Below are 11,938 nucleotides of genomic sequence, written 5' to 3' on the forward strand. Positions count from 1 at the left end.
GTCAGTCAGACTGAGATATAGCGATCCGGAAAAATGATACGTCATCAGAGTTTTCTGATGAGAGGCACGCATCGACCTCATGCACTTCGGCGGCGAGTTGATGCCGCGCCGAAGAGAGGCCAAGTCGGATGTCGATCAAGTCTTGCTCGATACCCAATGACTTGAAGAGCACCGTCAGTACGCGGAATCGGATCGAACTCCACCTGAAGCGACGGGCTCGATTGATCGGCAGGGCCCCTCGCCGAGCTCATCGCTCTGCGAACACCTCAATTTCGACGCGACGGTTCGGCGCAAGACAGTCGATAAGTTCCACTCGCCTTGTCTGCGCACATTGCACCTTCGGTTCCGATTCGCCCTTGCCCTGGACCTGCATGGTCTGAGCCGGCACGCCGGCCTGTATCAAGTAGTCGCGGACGGTGTTGGCGCGAGCGAGCGAGAGCGCCTCGTTGTAGGTGCTGCTGCCGAGCCGGTCGGTATGGCCGGTCAGCTTGATTGACTGCACCGACGTGACGCTGCCTTTGATGTCGCTTGCCAGCCCGTCCAGCTTGCGCCGCCCTTCAGGCAGCAAGTCGGCCAGCGAGCGACCGTCGAAGCGGAAAAGGCCATCGGCACCCAGCGTGGTCCTGCGCGGTGCGGCCAGGCCCGCAGCGGCCTGCCGTTCGACCACTGGTATCGGACGGGCTGCCAGCACATCGCCGCAACCAGCCGGCAGCCAATGGAAGGTCTGCGCCTTGTAGTCCTTGTCGAAAATCGCCTTGTACTGGCAGGTGGTCACTCCGCCACCAGCCTTGCGGAAATGAAAGATGTAGTCCCATTCGCGCGGGCCCGCCAAGCCTTCTCTGAAATGTGGCCGACCGAGCAGGTCATACAGTTGGTCCTTCGTGACACCGGGCGCCACGGCACGCAGGTTATCGAGATTCGGAAACGTGCCTTCCTTGAGCCACGCATCGTTGTCGATGTTCGGAAAAACCACTTCCGTGGCTTTCCCGTCGTCGGTGATGCCCTTGCTCACATAGGAACTGCAGCCCTGAAGCACCAGCAGTGCTACAGCCCCCACTGCGGCGGCCGAGAAGCGATGGAATTGAGTTTTCATGATGTTGTTCCTCTTTTTTTGCAGTCGGCTTACCAATGGAAGCCCGCGCCGGCTGCCATGCCGACCTTCCCGCGCGAATTGGCCGATCCGCTGAACTTCACGACCCACCTGCCGTTGTCCGAAAGCTTCGACACGCCGATGGCAAGTGCCGCCTGTCCGTCAAAGCTCGCGACACCCGCGGCCACCATGCTCTTGCCCGGAATGTAGGCCTGCGGCATGTTGGCCATGGCCATCGCACCGGCGGTGCCCGCACTGGCATCTTTGGCGATGCTGCGGATCTCACCGCCGAGGGCATTGACGCGTGCATCGGTATACGCGTTGGCCCCCGCGATGCCGCTGTTGAGTTGGTTGACGTTGACGGCATCGGTGCCCGCCACGCCCGGCGCCACGTTGTGCACGGTGACCGGGCCAGTGGCATTGCTGCCGCCCATGCTCACGCTGTTGTAGTTGATGGATCCATCCGGGTTCGTGTCGTACTTGACCGTCGACTGGTCGATCACCGCCACCTGGCCTTGCACGCCTCGCAACTGTGAGACGTTGACCGCATCGCTGTTGGCCGTGCCCGCGGCCACGCCGGTGATCTGGCGGAACTGGCCATTGGCCGCATCGCCCACCGAGACGGCCGCCAGCGTGCTGGTGGTCGCGCCGATGGCGATGCGCTGCGCGTCGGTTGCAGTGGGCGGTATGTAGCCTGCAACGCCCGACCCCGTCGAAGCCACGGAGCCTGCGCCCAAAGCCACGCCACCAGCCTGCGTCACGCTGCTGCCCGCGCCCAGTGCCACGCCCTGGACGGCCGCCGCCGACGCGTTCGTGCCCATGGCAATCGAATCGGCGAGGTGCGATGTCGCGCCCTGGCCGACCGCAATGCCGCCCGGCGCGCTTTGCTGCACCACGGCGCCGTTGCCGATGCCCACGCCGTTGTTGCCGTTGACCACCGTCTGCGGGCCGACCGCCACCGACTCCGCGCCGATGGCCAGCGAATCGGCTGCAGTGGAGTTGGCATGGAAGTACTGGATGGGCGTGACCGCAAAGGACTGCAATGCACCGCTGAGCTGGCGCACCGTGACGGCGTCCTGGGCCTGGGTGCCGTCGGCCACGTTGGTGATCTGGCGGTAGGTGGTGGCGCTGCCGACAGAGAGCGCGCCCAGCAGCGTGCGGTCGGTTGTGTTGAAGGGGATCAGCGAGCTGCCCGCGGGGATGTTGCCAGTGCTGCCTGCGATGGCGCGGTCGGAGACGGAGCCTGAGCCGATGGCCACCGAGCCCGCGACGGTTGCGCTGGCGTCCTTGCCCGAGGCGATGGCGTCGGCACCTGTGGCGCCGAGGTTGTCCTCGTTGCCCCCGCCCGTGGAGTTGACGCTGTAGTACTTGGTCTTGCTGCCGGCCACCGTGGTGGTCAGCTGGCTCAGGTTGACGGCATCCGTGGCCGCCGTACCGGCCGCCACGTTCGTGATCTGCGTGCCACCGGCATTGATACCGGTGGTCGTCACGCTCGGGCCACCGACGATCGTGATGCCATTGGCGTTCATCGTCGTGTTGCCTGTCGTCACACTGGTGAACGAAGGCGTTGCGCTGGTGGCGATGGTGACCGTGTTGCCCGCCTGGGTCAGCGCGATGTTGTCGCCAGCGGTGTACGTCACCGTGCCGCCGGGCGCCACGTTCGACGCGCTCGTGCCGGTCACCGTGCCGGTGCCGGTCGCTCCCGTCGTCAGGTTGAAGCCCCTGTTCGCCACGACCGACAGATCGGTGATCGCTGAATTGGTGGCAAACAACTGGCTGCCGTTGATGGCATCAGTCGAGGTCCTGGAAATCTGGCCGGCCGCCACGTTGGTGATCGTGCGTTCGCCGCCGACCGTACCGACGCTGACCGTGCCCACCGGCGCGATGCCCTGGAAGTTGTAGGTCGTGCCGTTGATCGTTGTGCTGGGCGTGCCGACCGCTGTTGCCGTGACCGAGCCCGCACCCAGCGCCACGCTGTTGGCCGTGCCAGCCGTGGCGCCCAGGCCCATGGCCACACTGGAGGCACCAGCGGCCGTTGCGTTCTTGCCCGATGCGATGGCATCGGCACCGGTCGCGCCGTCGTTGGCTTCGTTGCCCCCGCCCGTGGAATTGACCTGGTAGTACTTGGTCTTGCTGCCGGCCACCGTGCTGGTCAGCTGGTTGACATTCACGCCATCGGTGCCGGCCACGCCGGGCGCCACATTGGTGATCACCTTGCTGCCGGCATTGATGCCGGTCAAGGTCACGCTCGGGCCACCCACGATGGTCAGGCCATTGTTGTCGATCTTCGTGTTGCCCGTGGTCACGGAATTGAAGACGGGATCTGCCACCACATCGACCTTGATCTGGTTGCCCGTGCGCGTGACCGTCGTGTTGCTGCCGTTGGCGAAATCCGCCGTCCCGCCTGGCGCAATGTTTTGCGGCGTCGCCTCGCCATTGGCACTCAGGTTCCATCCCTTGCCCGCTGTCGTTGCCACGTCGGCGATCGCCGAGTTGGTGGCGGACAGCTGCGAGCCGTTGATCGCATCGGTCGACGTGCCGGAGATCCGACCAGCCGCCACGTTGGTGATCGTGCGTTCGGCGCCGACTGCGCCGACGCTGACCGTGCCCACCGGCGCGATGCCCTGGAAGTTGTGTACCGTGCCGTTGATCGTCGTGCTCGGCGTCGCCACTGCCGTCGCCGTGACCGAGCCCGCGCCCAGCGCCACGCTGTTGGCCGTGCCGGCCGTGGCGCCCAGACCCATGGCCACGCTGGAGGTACCTGCGGCCGTTGCGTTCTTGCCCGATGCGATGGCATCGGTGCCGGTCGCACCGTCGTTGGCTTCGTTGCCCCCACCTGTGGAGTTGACCTGGTAGTACTTGGTCTTGCTGGCAGCTACCGTGGTGGTCAGCTGGTTCAGGTTGACAGCATCCGTGGCGGCCGTCCCCGCCGCCACGTTCGTGATCTGCGTGCCACCGGCATTGATGCCGGTGGTCGTCACGCTCGGGCCGCCGACGATCGTGACACCGTTGGTATTCAACGTCGTGTTGCCTGTCGTCACACTGGTGAACGAAGGCGTGGCGCTGGTGGCGATGGTGACTGCGTTGCCCGCCTGGGTCAGCGCGATATTGTTGCCGGCGGTGTATGTCACCGTGCCGCCGGGCGCCACGTTCGACACGCTCGTACCGGTCACCGTCCCGGTGCCTGTCGCTCCCGTCGTCACGTTGAAGCCCTTGTTCGCCACGGTCGACACATCGGTGATCGCTGAATTGGTGGCATTCAGCTGGCTCCCGTTGATGGCATCTGTCGAGGTCCCGGAAATCCTGCCGGCCGCGACGTTGGTGATGGTGCGTTCGGCGCCCGCCGCGCCGACGCTGGCCGTGCTCGTCGGCGCGATGCCCTGGAAGTTGTAGAGCTTGCCGTTGATCGTCGCGCTGGGCGTGCCCACCGCTGTTGCAGTGACCGACCCGGAGCCTAGCGCCACGTCCCGAGCGTTGTTCGCCACTGCCGTGTCGCCGAACGCGACCGCGCCCGCGGCCAGCGCCTTGCTGGTGCTGCCGATCGCCACGCTGCCTTGGCCGACCACCGTGTTCTGGTAGCCGATGCCGACCGCGCCTTGTGCCGCCGTGCCGGCGACGCCCACATCCTGTCCGCCGCCACCGACCTTGTTGGTGTTGCCCATGGCCACCGAACCGTCGCCGGTGGCAGTGTTGTCCATGCCGTTCGCCACCGCGCCGTTGCCAGTCGCGGTGTTCGGGTCGCCGATCGCCACCGCGCCGTTGCCGTTGGCAACGTTGCCGGAGCCGATGGAGACCGAGCGACCGCCGGTGGCGGTAGCGTTGGTCCCGATTGCAACCGCTTCGACCGCATTCGCCCGGGCATTGCTGCCGATGGCGATCGCGTTCTCCAGGCTCGCGATCGCGTTCAGGCCGATCGACGTTGTCGCGTTGCTCGTGACGCCGATGCCTGCGTTGGTGCCGACGGCGATGTTGTCGTTGCCGCTGACCAGGCTGCCTGCCGCAGCCTTCAAGGTTGCGTCGTAGGCGACCGTGCCGTCGCCTGTGCCGAAGGCGACGTTGCGCGTTCCCGTGACGCCCGAACCCGCGCCCCGCATCACGCTTGGAGTGCCTCCCCCCACGGCGGTGTTCAGCGCGCCGCTGACCAGCGTTCCGGTGGCGGTCCCCATTGCGATCGAACCCGTATTGGCGATCGTCGAGCCCGCACCCGCACCCTGGCCGACCGCAACTGTGCTTTCCCCCATAGCGAGCGCTTGTGTTCCGAGCGCCAACGAACTCTTCCCTAGCGCCCGAGCGAGGGACCCGACGCCGGTGGCTGCTTCGCCAGTTGCTTGAGATTGGACGCCGACGGCAACGGCAGCCTGTCCACTGGCGGTCACGTCTGTGCCGATCGCAATGGCGCTCTGGGCCAATGCACCTGTCCCGGCGGCGGTGCGCGCACCCAGGTAAAGGGCGTTGGTCGCAGAGGCAAGGGCCTGGTAGCCGAGAGTGGTGGCATTCAGCCCCGTACTGAGGGCGTTAAAACCTATGGCAGTGGCTCCGCCGAAAGTCGCTTGGGACTGAGTACCCGCGCACGTCGAGCTGCCGCTGTAGACGTAGTACGGCGCCGCAGTGCAGTTCACCTGTGCCTGCGCCAGAGAGACCCCTCCAAGCCCGCCCAGCGTCAACAGCGCGGTCACGATCCCTGAGCGCAGACGCCGCGATGGCGACAGCGTGAGCGCACTGGCTGCCACGCAACTCCCGCTGCGTTTGCCGCGGGAGCAAGTGAGCTCCGACGCCGCGACCCAGGCGCCAAGGGATTCATTCCAGAGCGAGCGATAAGTTGTGTTCATGTGCCCCATCCATCCGTTTAGAAAAAACTATTGAAAGGTCGTAAGACCATTCGGTCGCGCGAAATACTTAGAAATTATTGTTTCTGAATAAATCTTAGAAGGACGGCAGGTGATTTCAACTAGTCGTGTCGCATTTTGGAGTCATTATGTTGAATTGATTTAAAATTTCAATCGACTATCAGATTTTCATAGAAACACTAAGTTACCGAAGAATAACGCCATTACCACACTTTTTGGATCCATTCAATGTGGTTATTTGTTGTAATCAATATTTAGAAGCAAGCACGTTTTTGGGGCGTTGCATATTTTTGGTGCATTGTTGAAAGCTTATTGAAAGAGGAATAGCGCCGCGACATGCTGTCGTACCGCCTCCAAGACCACTGGCGTAAGGCTGACGGCGACCAGTACACTTTGTCTTGGCCGGTCATCCCCTTTTCCCCCATCCTTTGATATGACCGGTCTTCAGCGCCACGCACCTAGTGCAGTGGCGCTTTTTTTAATAAAGATAAGGTATTGATTCACCCGCGACGGAGGGGCAAGTGCGGTGTCTGGCTCTCGGCAGGTGCTGTCTTCGACAAAGCGAGGAAGCGACGAAGCTAGACCGTCTTTTCAATTTCATGAAGGCATGCCCGGCAGCCAAACCGTCACGTCCATGGCTCTTTAGCAACGCTTCCGAACTAATGCCTGGGCAAATGTCCAAAGACTCGCAGGCCGTGAATGTTGCAAAGCTCTCTGAACATAAAAGCCCATGCTTCGGACAGCAAATCCGGCGCAATCGTCAAACACATCTGCAGGCGCGACAGGGTTCCGCCGTTCGCACAGAAAAAACGTACCGCTATGCTTTGTTTGCAGCAAGCCGCCGCACCAGCGAGGGCTTCCAACAACCTGTTGCGTTCCGTCGACGAGACTTTCAGGAAGAATTCAAAATCGCCTCTTTTATGTGATGTAGTTAACAAAGAAAAAATAATGTTAACTATGCATCTACCGCAGCCGAACACTTGTTACATATGCTCGCGCGCTCACGCTCGGCGCTCCGGTACATAGGGCTTGTTCGGCATAGGCCGTTCTTCCTGATCTTGGCTGGGACAGCGTTGCTACCCCGCGGCGGCGGAACCAACCAGGAACATCATGAACAGAGTCTTTCGCATCGTGTGGAACGATGCTCTCGCGGCATGGACAGTGGCATCGGAGTTGAGCCGCGGTCATGCAAAGGCACGCACCACAGCCAGCGCGGCAGGTGCAGCGGTGGCCATTGCCTTGGCTGCGGTGTCGATGCCGGCTGCAGCGGATTGCGTGGCCGCGGGCGCGGCCATCACCTGCGGCACGACGGGGGGAGCGCAAAGCACGACCGTGGGGACGGGGCCGGCCACGGCCGCCAACACCTCGGTGGATGTCCAGTCAGGTGCGCTGGTCGACACGGGTAACAGCTCCGCGATCAGCCTTGGCAACAACGCCGTCATCACGGTTCGCAATGGCGCCACGGTCCAGAACAGCTCTACCGGCGGCAACAGTCCGTACCCCGGCGGCATCGGCGCCAATACGATCGAATTCAACAGCAACAGCATCCTCACTATCGAGCAGAACGCGAACGTCTTCGCGGATGGAACTGCCGGCAATTCGGAGGCCGTCAATCCCGTCGGCAGCGGCAACACGATCATCAATCACGGAACCGTGCGATCGACCCACGCGGCGATCTGGTTCCAGGCGAACTCCGGCAACAACACCATTCTCAACACCGGCACGATGGAAGCGGGCTATGTAGCGGGCAGCAGCAACCCCGGTACCGCCACGGTGTTCGGCGCCAACGGCACCTCGGCCGTCGATTTCACCAATAAGGGCAGCGTCATCGGGTCGCTCAACTTCGCAAACGGCAACGATTCGCTGCACGTCTACACCGGGTCCTCGATCACCGGCAACATCAGCGGCGGAGGCGGAGCCAACCTTCTCACGCTCGAAAGCGTGGACGGCGGCGCCTCGACGTTTGCGCCGCTTTCCCTGGCCGGGTTCCAGACCCTGCAGAGCAATGCCGGGGTCTGGACTTTCAACGTGGCGCTGCCGTCTTCGGGCGTCACCAGCGCGACCGTCAATGGCGGCACCCTGATCCTGGGCGCCGATGCCAGCACCTATACGGGCAGCATGACCGTCGGCTCGGGCGGCGTGTTGCAGAGCAGCGCGCAATTCGCGCCAGCAGCAATCACCGACAACGGGCTGGTGCGCTTCGCCCAGCCCGACAACGCGACCTACGCCGGGCTTGTCAGCGGCACGGGCGGCATCGAGAAGACCGGCGCGGGCACGCTCACGCTGACGCAGGACCAGGCCTTCACCGGCACCACCACCATCACCGCGGGCACGCTGCAGCTGGGCAGCGGCGGCACCACGGGCAGCATCGTGGGCAACATCGTGAACAACGCGACGCTGGCCATCAACCGCTCGAATGCGCTCACGCTGTCAGGCACGATCAGCGGCACCGGCTCGCTGGTCAAGCAAGGCGCCGGCACCACCACGCTCACCGCCGCCAACAGCTATGCCGGCGGCACGGCGCTCAAGCAGGGTCGATTGAACGTCGGCAACAACCTGGCGCTGGGCACCGGCGCGCTGGCCATGGACGACGGCACCGCGCTCGGCTTCGTCGCCGATGGCCTGAACCTGGCCAACGCCGTGGTGCTGACCGGCAACAACGACCCGGTGATCGACACCGGCAGCTTCAGCGCCACGCTCAGCGGCAACATCACCGGCGGCGGCTTCATCACCAAAATCGGCGGCGGCACCCTCACGCTATCGGGCGCCAACAGCTACACCGGCGCGACCGACGTGGCCGAAGGCACCCTGAAAGCCGGCGCCACCGGCACCTTCAGCGCAGCCTCGGCACACACGGTGCGCAGCGGCGCCACGCTGGACCTCGCGGGCTTCAGCCAGACGGTCGCCTCGCTCGCCAACAGCGGCACCGTCTCGCTCGTGGGTAGCGCACCGGGCACCACCCTCACGGTCAACGGCGCCTATGTGGGCAACGGCGGCGTGCTGCGGCTGGGCACATTCCTGGGCGACAGCACCAGCGTGAGCGACCGGCTAGTGCTCAACGGCGCGAGCGCCTCGGCCAGCGGCAGCACCAGCGTGCAGATCACCCAGTTGGGCGGCCTGGGCGCGTTGACCACGGGCAACGGCATCGAGGTGGTCGCGGCACTCAACGGCGCCACCACGACCGCGCAAACCACCCGAAACGCGTTCACGCTCGCTGGCGGCCACGTCGATGCGGGCGCCTACGAGTACCGCCTCTATGCCGCCGACGCGAGCGGGGCCGGCGAAAACTGGTATCTGCGATCGACCACCACGGCAACAACAGGCACGGGCGGATCGACAGGCGGCACGGGGACAGGGACAGGCGCGGGCACGAACGCCGTGCAAGTGCCCGCCTATCGCGCCGAAGTCCCGCTGCTCTCCGCACTGCCCAGTCAACTGCGCCAGGCGGACCTGGCCATGATCGGCAACCTGCACCAGCGCATCGGCGACGACGATGTCAAGGCAGGCGCCGCCGCATCGACCGACACCGGGCGCCGCGCCTGGGGCCGCGTGATCGCCACCGACATCGACATTCGCCAGCAAGGCACCGTCGACCCGCACAGCAAGGGCAACCTCAAGGGCTTCCAGGCCGGCACCGACCTGTTCGCCGCATCGAACTGGCGTGCCGGCGTGTACGTCGGCCAGCTGGACGGCAACATCAAGGTCCGCGGCTTCGCGAGCGGCATCGCCAACCTGGCCGTCGGCGGCAACGACCTGCGCAGCCAGTACCTGGGCGCCTACGGCACCTGGACCGCCGATTCGGGCTTCTACGCCGACGCCGTGCTGCAGGCCGGGCGGCACCGTTACACCGTCGAGCCGCTGTCCACTCAGCGCAGCTCGGGCAAGGGCGACAGCCTGACGGCATCCATCGAGGTGGGCCAGGCATTCGCAATGGGCGACAGCGGCTGGAAGATCGAGCCGCAACTGCAGTTGATTCGCCAGCACCTGAGCCTGGACGACATCGCGATCTCCGGTGCGAACGTGCGGCAGGACAGCGACGACGGCTGGATCGCGCGCGTCGGCGTGCGCGTGAAGGGCGAGATCTCCACGAGCCTCGGCACGCTGCAGCCGTACGGCCGCTTCAACATCTACAAGGCGAGCGGCGGCGCTGACGTCGCCCGCTTCATCGGACCTGCCGCCACGACCGACATCACGAGCCGCACCGGCTCGACCGTCGGCGAACTGGCCGGTGGCCTCACGCTGGCGCTCAACCAGACCACCAGCATCTACGGCGAAATCGGCAAGCTGTGGGCCTCGGGCGGCGCGACGGATGTGAAGACTTCCGTGCAGGGCTCGCTCGGGTTGCGCATGAAGTGGTAGTGATAAACGCGCGCCGCGCCATGAATCCGTTCTTGGCGCGGTGCGGTTTGGGGTGATCTCGGTTTCAGTGCAAAACGTAGCAGTTTGAGATTAGGGTAAACCCTTTTCTCGTCGACAGCCTGAGCGTCCCAACCTTCCTGCGTGCGGCCTGCGCGCACTCCCCGGGGAAGGGGCACTGCTGATCGACGACCAACTCCGGTCCACGGACTGGGCCAGATTGACGATTGAAGGCCCGGACTTGGGGCGTATGGAACGCGCCTGCAAGGCAATGACGCCCCTCACGCTTGACCTCTTCCTTGAACACCTCGCAGCTGGCCTCGAGCTTGACCTTGCATGGGCCATCGCGAAACTCATCCTTCCATTCCCCGCGCCACGTTGCTCCGACACCGTCCTTGCATTTGACCTTCCGCTTGTACTCCCCGTGCTTTGATTGTGAGAGGGCGTGGCCTGGTGCTGCAGAGCAACGCGGGGGATAACATCGCGCTGTCCCATGTGGCGAACGGAGTGTTCAGCTTTGCTGTGCCGGTCGCCAGCGCAGCGGGCTATGCGGTCATGCGCAAGGCAGGATGCTGCCGGGCGGCTGGCTGTTCCCGGGCATGAACCCGGTCGATCCTTTGACAGCGCGCCAGCTCAATCGGGCAGTCCGTGACGCCGCCGAAGCGGCCAAGATCAACAAGTGCGTCACCATGCACACGCTGCGCCACAGCTTCGCTACGCACCTGCTGGAGCAGAAAGTGGACATCCGAGTGATCCAGGTGATGCTGGGCCACAAGAAGCTGAAGACCACATCGATCTACACACATGTGGCCACCGAAGTCCTGCGCGAGGTTGTCAGTCCGCTGGACAAGCTGTCTGCATAGGTTGCCTTCATGGCGCACTGCGCCCTGGAAGTTGCCGACGTCTTGCGCATCCACGGCCCCGACTGGCGCAACGCGCAGCGCGGTCACCTGAGCCTGGGCCAACTCAAGTGTCGGCGCCGGTTGAGGCTTGATCCACTGGGGTGCGGATAAAAACTTGGACTACCAGGACGTAGCACCTCTACGGCGAAGTCGACAAGCTGTGGGCCTCGGGCAGTGGCGCGCGGGCGAAGAACGGTTCAACGGAAGCATCGGCGTGAAGATGCGCTGATGGCTTTTCACCGTTACCCAAGGCGGGTCGCCCGAGTCGCCTGAAAGAAGATCGCGCCGGGCGACGCGTCAGCGTGCAGGAGGAACGACAACGACGGTGCCGCCCCCGGAACCCCTGCTGCCAGTGTTGCCCCTGGCCCCCGTGGCACCGGTGTTCCCCTGGTTGCCGGTCTCGCCTTGATTGCCCTGGTTGCCCTGGTTGCCCGTGTCGCCAGTGGCGCCGGTATTGCCGGTGTTGCCCTGATTGCCGGTCTCGCCCTGGGCGCCGGTGTATCCGGTGTTGCCGGTATTTCCTCTCGCGCCCGTGGCGCCGGTGTACCCCGTGTTGCCTTGAGGGCCCATGGGGCCGGTACAGGCGCCGAGCGCCAGCAACCCAAGGACGAGCAGTGATGGCAGTGTGTACTTCATGACGATTCCTTTGGAATGGGTGAAACGCAGAAAAGACCGCGCTAATCACTCTCTCTGGAGGGGGTGGTCATCGTCTGTTCGCTTGCGCTCTTAGCCTCGAACACGGC

5 protein-coding genes and 1 pseudogene are annotated in these 11,938 nt (G+C 64.4%); 3 read left to right on the forward strand and 3 right to left on the reverse strand.

Features of this window, described 5'->3' with window-relative positions; genetic code table 11:
* Nucleotides 1-247: 247 nt before the first annotated feature.
* Together H7F35_RS29400 and H7F35_RS29405 are read right to left on the reverse strand one after the other, a co-directional pair.
* Entirely contained in the window at nucleotides 248-1,201 is a 954-nt protein-coding gene (locus H7F35_RS29400) for an OmpA family protein (protein WP_261803405.1), read from the reverse strand.
* Nucleotides 1,123-5,928: a YadA-like family protein gene (locus tag H7F35_RS29405; RefSeq protein WP_410010738.1), complete on the reverse strand. Its 4,806-nt coding sequence runs from the start codon at nucleotides 5,926-5,928 to the stop codon at nucleotides 1,123-1,125. Before H7F35_RS29405 ends, H7F35_RS29400 begins: the two co-directional genes overlap by 79 nt.
* Nucleotides 5,929-6,611: 683 nt before the next feature.
* On the opposite strand from H7F35_RS29405, the gene H7F35_RS29410 reads away from it, so the two are divergent.
* From H7F35_RS29410 to H7F35_RS29420, 3 genes and pseudogenes are all read left to right on the forward strand, one after another.
* Entirely contained in the window at nucleotides 6,612-6,863 is a 252-nt protein-coding gene (locus tag H7F35_RS29410) for a hypothetical protein (RefSeq protein WP_187110032.1), read from the forward strand.
* A gap of 184 nt (nucleotides 6,864-7,047) precedes the next feature.
* Nucleotides 7,048-10,296, forward strand: a complete 3,249-nt coding sequence (locus tag H7F35_RS29415) for an autotransporter outer membrane beta-barrel domain-containing protein (RefSeq protein ID WP_187110033.1) — start codon at nucleotides 7,048-7,050, stop codon at nucleotides 10,294-10,296.
* 551 nt (nucleotides 10,297-10,847) lie between these two features.
* Nucleotides 10,848-11,156: pseudogene (locus tag H7F35_RS29420) on the forward strand (tyrosine-type recombinase/integrase); the annotation flags it as partial.
* 336 nt (nucleotides 11,157-11,492) lie between these two features.
* Here the strand turns inward: H7F35_RS29420 and H7F35_RS29425 are convergent.
* The gene (locus H7F35_RS29425; protein WP_187110034.1) at nucleotides 11,493-11,831 is read right to left on the reverse strand and encodes a collagen-like protein; all 339 of its coding nucleotides are present in this window, start codon (nucleotides 11,829-11,831) and stop codon (nucleotides 11,493-11,495) included.
* Nucleotides 11,832-11,938: the final 107 nt, after the last annotated feature.

Source organism: Variovorax sp. PAMC26660, assembly GCF_014302995.1.
Lineage (GTDB): Bacteria > Pseudomonadota > Gammaproteobacteria > Burkholderiales > Burkholderiaceae_C > Variovorax.